Below are 15,088 nucleotides of genomic sequence, written 5' to 3'. Positions count from 1 at the left end.
CCATCCACGAACTCGGTCGCCGCCGGATGGGTCGGACGGGGCACCCACCTGCCTCTGCTCCGGGACCGAGTGAACGGCCCGTTCGCCCAACGGGATTGGACGAACGGTCCGTTCACCCCACATCGCTTTCGGCGGTCACCTCGCCTCGGAGGGATGCGGCTTCACGGGCGGGTGGCTGCCAGGAAGGTTCGGGTGGTGCGGACCGCGAGGTCGTCGCGGTGGAGGACTCCGCCGGGGCCGTCGGCGAGCAGGGTGTCGAGGGTGGCCACGTCGTCGGCGTCGAGGCGGGCGGCGAGGAACGGGTGCATGCGGCGCAGCGTGACCTCGGCGTAGCGGGCGGTCGCGGCGGGTAGCGGCGCAGACAGGTGGATGTCGAAGGTCCGGTCCGCCGCCACGGTGAATCCGGCTTCGGCCAGCAGCGTCCGCCAGTCGGCGCTGATGTGCGGGAGGTGTTCGGCGCGCTTCGCGGCGAGCAGGTCGTGGCAGCGCTGTTCGAAGCCGGGCCGCCCGAAGCCGAGGTCGTCGGGCAGGAAGCGCGGGAAGCCTTCCAGTTCCGCCACCGCGAGCAGTCCGCCGGGGCGCAAGGCGGCGAAGACCTCGGACAGGACGCGGGCGGGGTCGGACAGGTGGTGCATCGACGCGGAGGCCCACGCCAGGTCGATGGGGCCGTCGAGCCGCGGGAACGATTCGTCGAGGTCGGCCTGCACGGTGCGGACCCGGTCGCCCACGCCGCGCGCGGCGGCCTTCTCGGCGAGGTGGGCCAGCATCGGCTCGGAGGCGTCCACGGCGATCGCGGTGGCCGCCTCGAAACCGTCGAGCAGGGCGAAGGTGCCCGTGCCGGATCCGCTGCCGAGGTCGAGGACGCGGCGGACGGGTGGTGCGGCGAGCTCACGCAGCGAGGCGGTGATCTCGGCGAGGTGTTCGTGCAGGACTTCCGCGTCGAGGTCGAGCATCTCGAGCTGCGTCGCGTCGTCGGCCGCGGTGGAGTGCTGGTGTTCGTGGTGTGCCATGCCTCCAAGCTAGCCGCGCTTTGCTCCGATGGCATACCATTTTGCGCATGAAGCAAGACGGAGATCTGGACGCCCTGGTCCGCCAGCGGATCAAGAGCCTGCGCACGGCCCGCGGCCTGTCGCTCGACGAGCTGGCCACGCGCTGCTACCTGAGCACCTCCACGCTCAGCCGCATCGAGACCGGGCACCGGCGCATCAGCCTCGACCAGCTCGCGCCGCTGGCGCGCGCGCTGGGCACGACGCTCGACCAGCTCGTCGAATCGGCGACCGACGAGGACGTGGTGATCCGGCCCGTGCACGACGAGAACCGGGGTGCCACGACCTGGCTGCTCAGCAAGGATTCGGGCCCGCACGGGATGACCGTCGCCAAGATGCGCCTCACCGAACCGGCACCGGCGCCCGACTCCGGGAAGCTCGGCGTGCACCCCGGCAAGGACTGGTTCACCGTGCTGTCCGGCACGGTGCTGCTGGTGCTCGGCGAACGGACCATCCTCGTCGAAACCGGTCAGGCCGCCCAGTTCTCCACGATGACCCCGCACGCCTTCGGCGCCCACGGCGGCCCGGCGGAGATCCTCACCATCCTCGACCACGACGGCCAGCGATCCCACCTGCACCCGTGATGCCGGGCCAGGACAGCAGCGCGCGGAGCTGGTCGATCGGGCGCGGCGCGGATTCCACGTGGGCGCGGCGATATTCGGCCACGGACTCCTTGTAGCAACGCTCCTCCTCCGCACAGTCGGGGATGTCGGACAGGTCGCACTCTTCGGGCGCGAACAAGTCGACAAGAGCCTCGTTGCCCCCCTGCGAGCGGGTCGGATCGGACCATCATGATCTTCTCGCAGCGGAAGATCGGCGAGTCCACTGTGGATGATCCAGCGAGCGCGCGGGCGAGTTCCACGGCATCGAGCAGCGCCAGGTTCACGCCGAAACCACCGAACTGCGACATGAGGTGCGCCGCGTCGCCGAGCAGCGTCATCCCGGACACACCGTCCCAGACCAGCGGAGCCGGCAGCGCGTGCAGCGGACAGCGTCGTTGTCGAAGCGGACGGCGAGCAGCGAGACGCCCGCGTAAGGCGGGACCTCGGCGGACCGTGCAATCCGAACCACTACCACTGCTGAGCGCCGGTTTCGTGCACGCGCGCGAACCGCTAGCTCTCGCAGGCGGTGCCGTCGCCGTCCCGGTCGAGGTGCGAGCCGTATCCAGGTTCACCTCGGTGCAGCGGGGCGACACCGGCGTTCTTCGCCGCCGTGCAGTTCCGGTAATACGCGCTGCCGCTTTCGTCGGCCGAATCCGAGTCCGAGGTTTCGGCCGGGCTCGGTTCCGGGCTCGGCCGCGGGTCAGGTTCCGGGTTCGGGCGCGGTTTCGGACTCGGGTCCCCCGATTCCGGTGCACCGAAGTACGGGCATTCGGCCCAGACACCGACGCTCCGGGCCTGCGCCGAGTGCTGCTCGGCCGCGATCTCGGACCAGCGCGTCGTGTTCGGGTGGTCGGCCTGGGCCTGCGCGAACCCGTCCGCGACCATCGACTTGTTCGTGAACACCCCGGAGTCGTTCCAGACATGGAGCAAGAACCGGCCTTCCTGGTCCTGCGGCCGCTGATCATGCCGGACCCACACCGTGCTTCCCACTGGAGCCAGCTCCCGCAGGTGGTCCACGGATTCCTGGTGCGAGCACTCGCCGGGATCGGTCGCTTCGATGTTCAGCAAGCGCACGCGGACCGCGTCGGTGCTCGGGAGGATCGTTCCGGCCGCGTGCGCCGCCAACTGGAGCTCGTCACCGTCGTCGACCGACACCACCACGGCCTGCTGCGCATCGCGCGGCGCACCGGCCGGGGCGACCGGGGACGACTCGGGCGGAATCGGCACGGGCGCGGGCGAGTCCGGCAGTGGCGTCGCGGGCGCCGCCGCTGCTTGCCGCGAGCCGCCCTCCGGTTCGTCCGTCGACACGAACGGGACGAGCGCGAACGAGAGGGCCATCAGCGCGATCCCCACCCCGGCCCTCGTCAAAGAACCGCGAGCCGCACCACGGCCCCGCCTGCCCACCCGCCGCGCTCCGAAGGCGACGCCCCAGCCCAGCACTCCGACTCCGGTCAAGAACACCAGGCCGATCAACGCGTCGGCGAGTGGAATCGCGGGGTCAACGGTGAGCGCGAGGGCGAACAACGCGTAGCCGACGCCGAAGCGGATCCAGAAGTTCCGCGGCACGGCCGGATCTCCCTTGCCCCGACGGAAGAACCCGTACCAAGCACCCCAGAGCATCAGCCCCATGCCTCCGCACCCCAGGAAGGGGACCAAGTCCTGCACCGCTGCTCCAGTTCACGAGATGTGGAACGCCTGCCCGCCAGGCGACGCAACAGGACGCACCGTACTGGTTCGATCACTCGCAGTGTCGCCCGACTCCGGCAAACAGAGCATCCGGCACGGATGATCGGCCGTTCTACCGCCCGCCCGGCAACTTCGCGAGAGTGAACGGACCGTTCGACCAATCCCGTTGGACAAGCGGTCCGTTCACTCGCATCGGAGTTCCGCCTCGGCGGGCACTGCGGTGCTCCCCAGTGCGGCGCAGTCGGGTGCAACGAAGGCTGCGGGGAGGAGAATCGAGCCGATGAGCTCACCCCTGTTCCCCCTGCCCACGCGAACCGTCGCCCCTGGCGCGGTGCACGTGCCGGGGTGGTTGGACGTCGGGCGGCAGCGGGAGCTGGTGGACGCCTGCCGGGGTTGGGCGCGCGGCCCGGTTCCGATGCGGGCGGCGCGGTTGCCCAGCGGGCACCGGATGTCGGTGCGCACGGTGTGCTTGGGCTGGCACTGGTACCCGTACGCCTACAGCCGCACCGCCGACGACGTGGACGGGACGCGGGTGGCCCCGTTCCCGGAGTGGCTCGGTGAGCTCGGCCGCGCGGCGCTGGCCGCCGCCGGTGAACCGGCCGACGCCTACGACCCGGACACCGCGCTGATCAACTTCTACGACGAGCACGCGAAGATGGGCATGCACCAGGACAAGGACGAGCGGTCGCGGGAACCGGTGGTGTCGTTGAGCATCGGCGACACCTGCGTGTTCCGCTTCGGCAATCCGGAGTCGCGCGGGCAGCCCTACACCGATGTGGAACTGGGCTCGGGTGATCTGTTCGTCTTCGGCGGCCCGTCGCGGCTGGCGTTCCACGGCGTGCCTGCCGTCCGCCCCGGCACCGCGGACCCGGAGACCGGGTTGAGCAGCGGGCGCATCAACATCACCCTGCGGGTCACCGGCCTGGGCTGACCCCGGATCATGGAGGGCGTGAGTCCCATCGACGTACCTGCGGACAACGGCGTGATCATCGGCGAGGACGGCCTGGCCCGCACGCCGTGGGCGGCGCGCGACCCGCTGCTGCGGGAGTACTACGACACCGAGTGGGGCCTGCCGGTGCGCGGCGAGCAGGCGATGTTCGAGCGGGTCTCGCTGGAGGGGTTCCAGGCGGGTTTGTCGTGGGCGACGATCCTGCGCAAGCGCCCCGCGTTCCGGGCGGCGTTCGACCACTTCGACCCGGATGCGGTGGCCGCCTACACCGAGCACGACGTCGCCCGGCTGCTCGCGGACGCGGGAATCGTGCGCAACCAGGCCAAGATCCGCGCCACGATCAGCAACGCCCGCGCCACCGCGGACCTTCGCGCGGAGGGCGGGCTGGCGGAGTTCGTGTGGTCGTTCCAGCCGGAGACGACTCCGCGCCCGCGCACCCCCGAAGAGGTCCCGACCACCTCACCGGAGTCGGTGGCGCTGTCGAAGGCGTTGCGCCGCAAGGGTTTCCGGTTCGTCGGGCCGACCACGATGTTCGCGCTGATGGAGGCCGTCGGCATCGTCGACACCCACTTGGTCGGCAGCCACCGCCGCGGTTCCTCCGGGATCTGGCAGCGGCCGTGACCGCGCTGCGGCTCGCCACGGGCGGCCCGTTCGCGGTGGAGCCCGCGATGGCCGCGCTCGCGGCGCACGCCGTGCCCGGCGTCGAGCAGGTCGACCGGGACGCCCGGACCGTCACCCGGCTGCTGCGGCTGCCCGGCGGCTCCACCCGGGTCACCGCGCGGCTCACCGCCGAGCACGTGGAGCTGACCGCGGACTTCGACGGCGGCGAGCACGAGGCGGTGGCGATCACGCGGCGGTGGCTGGACCTGGACGCCGACGTGGAGCGGGTCGACGCCGTCCTCGCCGCCGATCCGACGCTGCGGCCGCTGGTCCGCGCCCGGCCGGGACTGCGGATCGTCGGCTACGCGGACGGGTTCGAGGCGGCGCTGAGCACGGTGCTCGGCCAGCAGGTCAGCCTGGCCGCCGCCCGCACCTTCACGTCCCGGCTGCTCGCCGCCTACGGCACGCCGCGGTCGTGCGGGCTGGTCGAGTTCCCCGCTCCGGACGCGCTGGCGGGGGTCGCGGTCGACGAGCTGCGCGCCGCCGTCGGCATCACGGGGGCTCGGGCGCGGACGCTGCACGCGCTCGCGGAGGCGTTCGCCGGCGGCTTGGCGCTGCACCCGGACGGCGACGTCGAGCGGCAGCGGCGCGCGCTGCTGGCGCTGCCCGGAGTCGGACCGTGGACGGTGGACTACTTGGCGTTGCGCGCCTTCGGGGATCGGGACGCGTGCCCGGCAGGCGATCTGGTCCTGCGGCGAGCTCTCGGCGCGGCCACCGCCGCCGAGGCCCGCGAGCGCGCGCACGCGTGGTCGCCGTACCGGTCTTACGGGGTGTTCCACCTGTGGACCCGCAGCGCCTACCTGGCCCGCTGAGCCCCAGCCCACCCGTTCGGTGGACGCGCGGCGAACGATCGGTGACGATCTCCCGCGCCTGAGGCAACCCCGAGATGATCTTGATATGGCGCTATGATCTGCGAAAACAAGGGTCCCCGACCGTGGTCGCCACCTAGCGCCGCGAGCGGTTCGGCGCGCCATGCCACGCCTCGCCTAAATTTGACTAATTCCAGAAAAGCTGCTTGGCTCGTGCCATGTCGGCCATCGACGCCACCGCTCTCCTGCGGGAAGCCGAGCTGCGGGTGACGCGCCCGCGGGTCGCGGTGCTGGCGATGGTCGCGGACAACCCCCACTCGGACACCGACACCATCGCGACGGCCGTTCGCCGCGATCTGGGTTCGGTGTCGACCCAGGCGGTCTACGACGTGCTGCGCGCGCTCACCGAAGCGGGCCTGGTCCGTCGCATCGAACCGGCGGGTTCGCCCGCCCGGTTCGAGACCCGCGTGGGCGATCACCACCACCACTTGGTGTGCCGCGCCTGTGGCGCCGTCACCGACGTCAGCAGTGCGGTCGGCGAGGCTGCGTGCCTCGACGTCCAGGACTCGTGGGGTTTCGACCTCGACGAGGCCGAGGTGACCTTCTGGGGAAGGTGCCCGGCCTGCCTCGCACGCGACGAATGATCCCGAACAGGAGCGAGTTTTGCCCGAGAACAACCAGAAGCCGTTGACGACCGCGGCCGGCGCGCCGGTCACGGACAACCAGAACTCGATGACCGCGGGCGCCCGCGGCCCGATGCTGCTGCAGGACCTGTGGTTCCTGGAGAAGCTGGCCCACTTCGACCGCGAGGTCATCCCCGAGCGCCGGATGCACGCCAAGGGGTCGGGCGCGTTCGGCACCTTCACGGTGACCAACGACATCACTCGCTACACCGCGGCCGACATCTTCTCCGAGGTCGGCAAGAAGACCGAGATGTTCGCCCGCTTCTCGACCGTCGCCGGTGAGCGCGGCGCGGCCGACGCCGAGCGCGACATCCGCGGCTTCGCGCTGAAGTTCTACACCGACGAAGGAAACTGGGACCTCGTCGGCAACAACACCCCGGTGTTCTTCTTCCGCGACCCGCTGAAGTTCCCCGACCTCAACCACGCGGTCAAGCGCGACCCGCGCACCAACATGCGCGACGCCGAGAACAACTGGGACTTCTGGACGAACCTCCCCGAGGCGCTGCACCAGGTCACGATCGTCATGTCGGACCGCGGCATCCCCGCGTCGTACCGGCACATGCACGGTTTCGGCTCGCACACCTACAGCCTGATCAACGCCGACGGCGAGCGGTTCTGGGTGAAGTTCCACCACCGCACCCAGCAGGGCATCAAGAACCTCACCGACGCCGAGGCCGAGGCCCTCGTCGGCAAGGACCGCGAGTCGCACCAGCGCGACCTGTTCGACTCGATCGAGAACGGCGACTTCCCCAAGTGGAAGCTGTACGTGCAGGTCATGCCGGAGGCCGACGCCGACGGCTACCGCTTCCACCCCTTCGACCTCACCAAGGTGTGGTCGAAGAAGGACTACCCGCTGATCGAGGTCGGCGAGTGGGAGCTCAACCGCAACCCCGAGAACTACCACGCCGACGTGGAGCAGGCCGCGTTCGCGCCGAGCAACCTGGTGCCCGGCATCAGCTACTCGCCGGACAAGATGCTGCAGGGCCGGCTGTTCTCCTACGGTGACGCGCAGCGCTACCGCCTCGGCGTGAACCACCACCAGATCCCGGTCAACGCGCCGAAGAACCCGGTGAACTCCTTCCACCGCGACGGCGCGATGCGCGTCGACGGCAACCAGGGGGCCACCCCGGCGATCGAGCCGAACTCCTACGGCCGCTGGCAGGAGCAGCCCTCCTACCGCGAGCCGCAGCAGGCCGTGGGCGGTGTCGCCGACCGGTTCAACTACCGCGAGGACGACGCCAACTACTTCGAGCAGCCCGGCAACCTGTTCCGGAACATGTCGCCCGAGCAGCAGCAGGTGCTCTTCGCGAACACCGCGCGGGCCATCGACGGTGCCTCCCAGGCGACCGTGGAGCGCCACATCCACAACTGCACCCAGGCCGACCCGGCCTACGGCGAAGGTGTTCGCAAGGCCATCGAGGCCCTGGCGGCCGGGACCCTCTGAGCCCGGACGTCGACCGGGCCCCGGCGCGGCACCGCGCCGGGGCCCCGCATCGAGGAGCAGCGGTCATGACCGAAGGCGGACTCACCCCGGAGCAGGTCGAGCGGATCGTGGCGATCGCGATGGACCTGGCACGCGAGGGAGACTCCGGGCAACTGCTCGACTTCGTCGCGCACGGGCTGCCGGTGGACGTCGCCGACGCGGGCGGGAACACACCGCTCATGCTCGCCGCCTACCACGGGCACGCGGGCGCGGTGCGCGCGCTGCTCGACCACGGCGCGGACCCCGACCTGCGCAACGCCCGGGACCAGACCCCGATCGCGGGGGCGCTGTTCAAGGGGGCGGAGGACGTCGTGGCCGTGCTCCGCGACGCGGGCGCGGACCTCGACGCCGGAACCCCCACGGCCCGCGCCGCAGCCGCGATGTTCGGTCGCGAACACCTGTTGGCGGACTGAGCCCCCGACCGCCTCGCGACTGCTGCGAGTGCGTCCTGCGGTCACCGGCATGGCGCTGAGCGAACGGGAACGCGAGCAGTTCCACGCCCCAGCATCCCCAGTGCGGTGCCGTACGCGGTGGGGAAGCACGCCGCTTCCGCGTCCCTGAGCGGAGATCCGCCGATGTCGTGGACCGCCGGACCGCTCCCGGCCGCCGAGGCCCTGGCGCTGATCGGGAACTGATCGCCGCGATCAGGCGAACGGTTCGATCGGGGACGCCAGCCACGGCAGGTCGAGCCCGAGCCAGCCCGCGCCCAGCGCCAGCGCGCCGAGCAGCCACAGCGTGCCGAGCACGACGGCGCCCGTGGCGGCGAGCAGCAGCAGGCGGACCGCTCCGTGCTGGCGCCGCTGCCAGGCGTTCCAGCGGTCGTACCGGCGGCGGAGGGCGCCGAGCAGGCGGTGGGCCCGCTCGAACTCGGTGCTCAGGACGGCGAGCCCGGCGAACGCCACGACCCACCCCGGACCCGGGTACGGAATCATGATGATCCCCGCGACGAGCACGACCGTGCCGACGATGCCGACACCCGCTCGCCAGCAGAGGTCGGCGGCGCGGTTCCGCCGGGCCCGCTCCCGCCAGCGGCCGTATCCGGCGCGCGGCCCCGGCCGGGCAGGTGCGGTGCGGTCGAGTTGGGTGGTGGCTGCGTCGTTCACATTCGTCCTTCGGCGTCGCGGTGGTTTCAGCGCGGGGAAGCGCGCCACCGGAAGCAGAACGCGTGACGCAGCGGCATGGTCAAGTCCTGCCCGCCGCGGACGGCATCCGATCGCCGGAACGGCGCGACTGCGGTCCGCGAGCGGGGCGCACCTCCGCCGCGGGCCGACGGGGCCGCGGGGCGTCAGCGGGCCCATCCGACCGACCACGCGAGAAGGTTCCCCGGCGGAGGTGGCCCGTCGTCGCGGCCCCGGCTGCGGCGCGCGGCGGTGCGAGCGGACATCGGCCCCGGAGCCGTCGCGGGCTCCGGGGCCGAGGGGGTCGGGGCGAGATCACGCCTTGCGGAGGAGGCGCTTGCTGGTGCGGCGGAACGCCCACACGACGACCAGCGCGCCGAGCACGGTCAGCGGCGTGCCCATCGCGACGCGGGCGACGGCCAGCCCACCGGTGGTGTCCATGACGTACAGCCACTGCTGGACGGCGAACCGGGCTCCGAACACGAGCGCCGCCGCGAGGGTGGCGATGTCGTGGGCGCGCAGGCTCCGCCGGTCCTCCCGCCAGGCGTGCTCGCCGCCGTGCATGAGGTTCCAGATCACGCCGGTCACGGGACGACGCGCCAGCAGCGAGGCGAAGGTGACCACGAAGCCCGCCAACGCGGCCCAGATCCCCAGCGCGAAGAAGTCCTTGGCCGAACCCGTCCAGGCAGCCAGCCCCACCGCGACGGCGACGCCGATCACCCCGCCGATGGCGGAGCTGAACTTCTCCCCCTTCAACATCCGGAAGATGGTCAGCAGCACCGCCGAGCCGACCGCGACCGCGATGGTCACCGGCAGCGGCAGGAACGAGTTCGCCCCCGCGAAGATGACGACCGGAACGGTGGAGTAGACGAAGCCCGACGGCCCGCCCATCTGGTCGAGGACCGAAGGATTCGCCGTCTTCGCGGACGTCTCGATCCGCTCGGTCTGCTGCTCGTCCCTGCGAAGTTCCTGCTGCACGCCCATAGTGACCCCTCGGTTGTTCGCCGTGTGCTGTCCTGCCGAGAAGGAAAAGGCGTGCCGCTGCGGCACACTCAAGGGCCTGTGATCAGCATCACGAAGCGCCGGGTAGTTCTGGCTGGTAAGCGCGCTGCGGACCTCGGCGCAGCGGTGCGAGGGGTGCCGCCGGGGCCGCGACGGCGGGCTCCGGCACCGGAGCCGGTGCGGCAACGACGGACGCGGAGCGCGCCTGCCACCCCGGGCCCGGACCCGCGATCGGCGTCGCGGCGCAGGACCGCGTCGCGCTGCCGGGAGGGCGGCGCGCCGGGAGCCCACCGCGAGCTGGCGCGCTGCCAGGCGGCGAACCAGTCGCTCGTCCCCGAGGCCCCAGTTGAGGTCGTCGAGGACGTCGCGGCGCACCTCGTCGTTGTCCCAGTAGCGACCGGCCATGAACAGCCAGTCCTCTTCCCACTCCTGGTCGCTCTGATCGCTGTTCCGGCGCTCGGCGGCCCCGCCGTCTTGACGGAGCTAGCCGACGAGCCTCAAGCCTGGCGGCGGAACGCGCGACGACAGCCGTCCCCGCACCGGCCAGTCGACGCGCTGCGCGATGGCACTGGACGCTCCGTTGACCAGTGCGCCGAGGCCCTTCAGCGTGTCAGTCGTGGTGCCAGGCGTGCGGCCGAGCTCTGCTCGAGGAGACGAACGGCTAGGCCGACGAATTCAGATCGCTGACCTCCGGCGCCTGCGATCCGCACGACGAAACCGAGACCGGCGACATTGATTCCAACCGGTTTCGGGGACGCGGTGCCCGGGGTGTGGCCCGGACACCTGCTGCGTCGGTTCCTCCGGCAGAGAAGGGACTTCGAAGTGGGTCAGGCCGCGGGGCGCTGTGCCACGACGGTGACGGGCAGGCCATCGCGGTGCACGCGTCGGACCTGGAAGCCCGCCTCCTCCAGTTCCTCGGTGAGGGTGTCGCCGGAGCGGATCGGAATGTCCCAGCCGGAGAACACGAGTGCGTGCAATGACGACTGCTGGGCCAGCGCTGATCCCGTACCGTAGGGCTCGAGATCGCCGGGGACGAGCGGGCACAACAACAATCCGCCCGGTCGCAACCGTGCGAAAGCGTTCGCCAATGCGGCGGTCCGGGTTCGCGTCGGGAAGAAGAACTGGCTCCAGAACACGATGTCGAACGGCTCGTCGTCGGTGTAGGCGGTCGCGTCACCCTCGACGAAATCAATTCGGTCTGCGACGCCGAGTTCACGTGCCCGCTCACGGGCCACGGCGAGCAGGTCGGAGGCGAGGTCCACACCGACCGCGGTGACGCTCGAATGGGCGTGCAGGACGCCCAGCAACATCCCGGCGACCCCGCATCCGAGTTCGAGCCACCGCGCCCCGGTGCGGAGCTGCTCGGTGACCTCGGGGAGGGCGGCGAGCACGCCGGACACGGCGGTCCTGCCGAACTCGGTCGTGGTCGCCATCGTCACTCCGTCGGCCAGCGCGAGTCGCTGCCGGGCGTCGGCCTCCCAATAATCGGCCGACGGGGACAACGCCGTCGCCATCACTGATCGGCGCGCCTCGGCGCCGACGAGGGCGCGTTCGAGAGTCACGTGCACGCCGTCGTCGGCTAGCGGAGTCCAGGTCGCGCTCAGCCGGACACGTGTCCCGTCGTGGACGAGCGCCCCCATCGCGACCAGCGCATCGCAGACCCCCGAGAGCCGCTCCCGCGGAATTTGCAGAATGTCGGCCAGATCGTCGACGGCGATCGGCTCCGCGCATCGTTGGAGTAGGCCCGAGGATAGAGCCAGCCGAACCAGCGCGGCCTGTTCCGCCGCGGTGGCAAGGTCACCGACCGCAGTCAACACCGCTTCTGGGCTGCGGGCTTCGTTCATGCTCAGTGGTCCTTCCTTCTCACTTGCACCGCAGCCTTCTTCTAGCGTGCACTGCGGTTCGATCGAAGTGGACACCATGCCGGTGCGGCATATGCAAACCGGCCCTTCCGGCATCAGCCAACCGGGGCCCGTATCCGGGCGCCGGCGGCTGCTTCGCGCTTGACGGCGCTGCGCACGATTTAGTTCGAGAATCTCGGCCGTGCCGTCACCGTTGCCCCGGAGCCGAATCTGATGCGCTGTTCATGCGAGTAGCAATTGCGGTGTGGCCGCCGGTTCAGTCCGTTCAGGCCAATGGATGCGCCCTTTCGAGGACCAGGACGGGCCGTCAATGTCGGGTCCAGAGCTCGGGTAGATTGTCGGGGAGCGGGCAAAGAAATTGTGAGTCTTGTCGGGGATCTCTGCACGATCGCACCCTCCGGGGCGCCTATCGAGCTTGGGCAACCGCCGCAAACGAGTGGATGGAGCCGGTGTTCATCGACGGGGCAGCGTCCGCGGGTGGTGCGCGACTTCGATCAGGTCAAGCCGCTGATCGGTGGGTGGACGCCAGCCGAGGGCGAGCTCGCGTTGGTGCCAGGCAAGTGCGGGCGAAGCGACTGGGGTGTGCCGCATTGCTGCGCGTCTGCACCGCGGGTGGCCTGCTTTCGCATAGCCGTGGCGAACTTTCCGACAGCGCGGCGGACTACCTGGCCCGGCAGGTCGGCGTGGCGACGACTCTGGCGCTCTTGGACTCAGGACAACAGGGGAGGTGCTCATGACGGTGAGCGAACAGCCGATGCCAGCGCGCACGATGGTCGCGGTGCGGCAGGCGGACCTTGGTCGTGACGGCAGGATAAGCACGCTCGGTGTGGCCCGTTGGCTGGAGGACGCTCGTTTGCGAGTACCGATGCCGCGGTTCGAGCGGCTGGTCTCCTCGGGAGAGATGGAGCCGTTCCGGATCTTGCTCGTCGGGCAGCGGGTCGAGCGGTCCGATCCCCGGGGTCGCCCCGGTGACGAGGTCGAGGTCACAACCGGGATTCGCCGGGTCGGGCGGTCGTCGTTCACATACCGGCACACTGTGTTCAAGGACGACGCCGTCGTCGGAACAGGCGAGGCGACGGTTGTTCTCGGCGGCGCCACCGGGCCGTTGCAGCTGCCCGACGAACTCATCAGCGACCTTCGTGGGCTGCGGGTCGCCGGTGCAGAGGACGGCACCGACCGCGCATCCGCCGAGCAGAGGACACGCGACCACTACCGGCACTGGACGCCCTTGCGGACGCGAGTCACAGACCTCGATTCCAACCACCACGTCAATTTTCAGGTTTTGTTGACGTGGTACGAGGAGGCCATCGCGGAGGTCGTGCTCAGCGCATCCGCTGCTGGACGTGCGACTCCTTCGCCGAAGCTCGCTTCGTCCGATCTGCGCATCGAGTACACGGGTGAGGTGACCTATCCAGGCGATTACGAGATCGGCGTCACCGTGACCGCCGTCAACGATGACACCGTGCACTACGACCTGGCGGTCTTCCAGGCGCAACAGTGCCTCGGGACCGCGCAGGCCCGGGGAAGCCGGGGAGAGCTGACGACCGAGGCACTGCTGAATTTGACCGCATGATCCCCCACCGCCGGGCACGGCGTACCAACGCTCGTCGGCCTCGCGGCACCCGCACGGCTAGTTGCCGGAGTACATCCGGCCACCGCAGCAGGAGCGCCCGGTGCGCGCCCGCGCAGCGAGCGGAAGCGCCGTGAGAATCGGCACCAGCGCGGTCGCCACCCACGCCCGATTCGGTGGACGACTTCGACACCGCGAGAGTGGCCAACGACGTTTACATGCTCCGCACGGGTTTCGAAGGCAAGGTGAGCCTTTTCGGTTCTGCTCCGGGGCATCGGCCGGTCATATGTACGCTGAGCGGCGTCCGAACCGGGTTCGCAATCTGCGGTTGGACAGCGCGTGGAGCACAGCCTGGACACTGAGAGCGGCGAAAGTTCGCAGCCGCTCACAGAACCAGAACCAACGACCGCGGATTCGTCAGGGCGAATCGACTGCCGGCATTATACTTTTCCGGAACATCTCTCCGGAGAGCGCCAGCTCGAACCACCATCGAATCACATCATGGGCGGTTCCTACGGTGGCTACGCCGCACTGATCGGGGTCACGGTCACTCCCGACCTCTTCGCCGCCGCGGTCGACTACGTGGGTATCTCCGACCTCGCCCACTTCATGCGGACCCTACCGCCGTTCGCCCGCCCCCGACTCACCAACAATTGGTATCGGTACGTCGGTGAACCCGACGACCCCGAGCAGGAGGCTGAAATGCTGGCCCGCTCACCTGTCACCACGGTCGATCGGACCTGCGACCCCCTCCTGGTCGTGCAGGGCGCGAACGACCCCCGTGTCGTGCAGGCCGAGTCCGACAACATCGTCGCCTCCCTGCACGAACACGGTGTCGCCGTTGAATACCTGTTGGCCGAGGACGGGGCACGGTTTCGAGAACCCAGAGAACTTGCTCTGGTTCCACCGCGCGGTCGAGCGGCACTTCGCCGAGCACCTCGGCCGAGGTCGTGGACAGCGGTGTCCAGCGCGATCAGGGCGGCGACGTCTAGGCGGTGACGGATCGCGTTGATGCTCGGTTCGACGGCGTCGGCGCGAGCGATCGCCGTCTCCGGCAGCTCTGCCGGACTCACCTCCCCGGACGCGACCAGCCCGGCCAGCCCGAGGCGTCGTACTCGCGATACTCCTCCCAGGTGATGCCCGTCAACGTCGCACCATCCGGACGAGGGCGGCGGTGTCGTGCCTGCGGAACCAAGCGACGACCAGGACCAGAACAAGCGTCACCGCGGGGACCGTGACCAGGTCCGGGGTCACGATGGCGCTCAGGGCTGTCGCGCCGATCATGAGCGGGATTTGGCAGAGTGAGGCGAGGCCGCACAGTCGCGGTACGAGCAGCGCAATCGCCCCGGCGAGCTCGAGCCAGCCAACGACGATCATGCCGGGAATGCCGAGTCCGATCAGATCGAACGGTGCGACGGCGATGGGGTCACCCATGGCCTTCGGAATGGCGATGAACGCGAACACAGCGGCCAGCAGCACCTGCAACACCCAGAGGGCAAGGGTGCCGGCGACGGGGCGGCGTCGGAGGGTCGAGGGGGACGAGGTCATGGCGGTTCCGTTCGTCGTTGGCGACCGTGTTTCGGCCGGTAGAGGACAGAGGTTGCTCGGCTCTCGTACC

The 15,088-nt window shown here is 70.2% G+C and carries 16 protein-coding genes; 9 read left to right on the top strand and 7 right to left on the bottom strand.

All coding sequences use genetic code 11. The features are described 5' to 3' along the window. Positions 1-161: 161 nt before the first annotated feature. Positions 162-1,010 carry a class I SAM-dependent methyltransferase gene (locus tag BJ969_RS03315; protein WP_184477179.1) on the bottom strand — a complete coding sequence of 283 codons (849 nt, stop codon included), beginning with the start codon at positions 1,008-1,010 and terminating at the stop codon, positions 162-164. A 47-nt stretch (positions 1,011-1,057) separates the two neighbouring features. On the opposite strand from BJ969_RS03315, the gene BJ969_RS03310 reads away from it, so the two are divergent. Next, complete coding sequence (locus tag BJ969_RS03310; protein ID WP_184477177.1) at positions 1,058-1,630, top strand: helix-turn-helix domain-containing protein; 573 nt, start codon at positions 1,058-1,060, stop codon at positions 1,628-1,630. Here the strand turns inward: BJ969_RS03310 and BJ969_RS30955 are convergent. Continuing rightward, a complete protein-coding gene (locus BJ969_RS30955) occupies positions 1,516-1,986 on the bottom strand; it encodes an FAD-dependent oxidoreductase (protein WP_184477175.1) in 471 nt (156 codons plus the stop codon). The genes BJ969_RS03310 and BJ969_RS30955 overlap by 115 nt on opposite strands. 172 nt (positions 1,987-2,158) lie before the next feature. After that, positions 2,159-3,277, bottom strand: coding sequence for a thermonuclease family protein (locus BJ969_RS29960; protein WP_246456667.1), 1,119 nt, complete (start codon positions 3,275-3,277; stop codon positions 2,159-2,161). A 337-nt stretch (positions 3,278-3,614) separates the two neighbouring features. Here BJ969_RS29960 and BJ969_RS03295 point away from each other — a divergent pair, with 337 nt between their 5' ends. The 6 genes from BJ969_RS03295 (at position 3,615) to BJ969_RS03270 (ending at position 8,331) form a co-directional block, all read left to right on the top strand. Then, positions 3,615-4,265, top strand: coding sequence for an alpha-ketoglutarate-dependent dioxygenase AlkB family protein (locus BJ969_RS03295; protein ID WP_184477173.1), 651 nt, complete (start codon positions 3,615-3,617; stop codon positions 4,263-4,265). Positions 4,266-4,283: 18 nt separating this feature from the next. After that, positions 4,284-4,904 carry a DNA-3-methyladenine glycosylase I gene (locus BJ969_RS03290; protein ID WP_343071197.1) on the top strand — a complete coding sequence of 207 codons (621 nt, stop codon included), beginning with the start codon at positions 4,284-4,286 and terminating at the stop codon, positions 4,902-4,904. Next, positions 4,901-5,755, top strand: a complete 855-nt coding sequence (locus BJ969_RS03285; RefSeq protein ID WP_221315698.1) for an AlkA N-terminal domain-containing protein — start codon at positions 4,901-4,903, stop codon at positions 5,753-5,755. Before BJ969_RS03290 ends, BJ969_RS03285 begins: the two co-directional genes overlap by 4 nt. Positions 5,756-5,970: 215 nt before the next feature. Then, positions 5,971-6,396 (top strand): Fur family transcriptional regulator, encoded by a 426-nt coding sequence (locus BJ969_RS03280; protein WP_184477171.1) that lies wholly within the window; start codon positions 5,971-5,973, stop codon positions 6,394-6,396. Between the two features lie 19 nt (positions 6,397-6,415). Next, complete coding sequence (locus tag BJ969_RS03275) at positions 6,416-7,879, top strand: catalase (protein WP_184477169.1); 1,464 nt, start codon at positions 6,416-6,418, stop codon at positions 7,877-7,879. A 65-nt stretch (positions 7,880-7,944) separates the two neighbouring features. Then, positions 7,945-8,331, top strand: a complete 387-nt coding sequence (locus BJ969_RS03270; protein ID WP_184477167.1) for an ankyrin repeat domain-containing protein — start codon at positions 7,945-7,947, stop codon at positions 8,329-8,331. Positions 8,332-8,562: 231 nt separating this feature from the next. Here BJ969_RS03270 and BJ969_RS03265 read toward each other — a convergent pair whose 3' ends face one another. The 3 genes from BJ969_RS03265 to BJ969_RS29780 all read right to left on the bottom strand — a co-directional run bounded on the left by BJ969_RS03265 (position 8,563) and on the right by BJ969_RS29780 (position 11,882). Beyond that, positions 8,563-9,021 (bottom strand): TIGR02611 family protein, encoded by a 459-nt coding sequence (locus BJ969_RS03265; RefSeq protein WP_343071196.1) that lies wholly within the window; start codon positions 9,019-9,021, stop codon positions 8,563-8,565. Between the two features lie 330 nt (positions 9,022-9,351). Further along, on the bottom strand, positions 9,352-10,020 hold the full coding sequence (locus BJ969_RS03260; RefSeq protein ID WP_184477165.1) for a DUF3159 domain-containing protein: 669 nt from the start codon (positions 10,018-10,020) through the stop codon (positions 9,352-9,354). Positions 10,021-10,865: 845 nt separating this feature from the next. Then, positions 10,866-11,882: an SAM-dependent methyltransferase gene (locus BJ969_RS29780; protein WP_221315697.1), complete on the bottom strand. Its 1,017-nt coding sequence runs from the start codon at positions 11,880-11,882 to the stop codon at positions 10,866-10,868. A 751-nt stretch (positions 11,883-12,633) separates the two neighbouring features. On the opposite strand from BJ969_RS29780, the gene BJ969_RS03250 reads away from it, so the two are divergent. Next, positions 12,634-13,473 (top strand): hotdog domain-containing protein, encoded by an 840-nt coding sequence (locus BJ969_RS03250; RefSeq protein ID WP_184477163.1) that lies wholly within the window; start codon positions 12,634-12,636, stop codon positions 13,471-13,473. A gap of 498 nt (positions 13,474-13,971) precedes the next feature. Beyond that, positions 13,972-14,469 carry an alpha/beta hydrolase family protein gene (locus BJ969_RS03245; RefSeq protein WP_246456666.1) on the top strand — a complete coding sequence of 166 codons (498 nt, stop codon included), beginning with the start codon at positions 13,972-13,974 and terminating at the stop codon, positions 14,467-14,469. A gap of 144 nt (positions 14,470-14,613) precedes the next feature. On the opposite strand, the gene BJ969_RS03240 is transcribed toward BJ969_RS03245, so the two are convergent. After that, positions 14,614-15,018, bottom strand: a complete 405-nt coding sequence (locus BJ969_RS03240; RefSeq protein ID WP_184477161.1) for a DoxX family protein — start codon at positions 15,016-15,018, stop codon at positions 14,614-14,616. Positions 15,019-15,088: the final 70 nt, after the last annotated feature.

Origin of the sequence: Saccharopolyspora gloriosae (assembly GCF_014203325.1) — a bacterium.
In the GTDB taxonomy this organism is placed as follows: domain Bacteria; phylum Actinomycetota; class Actinomycetes; order Mycobacteriales; family Pseudonocardiaceae; genus Saccharopolyspora_C; species Saccharopolyspora_C gloriosae.
The sequence above is the reverse complement of the archived record's forward strand: the minus strand, read 5'-3'. Positions and strand labels throughout refer to the sequence as shown.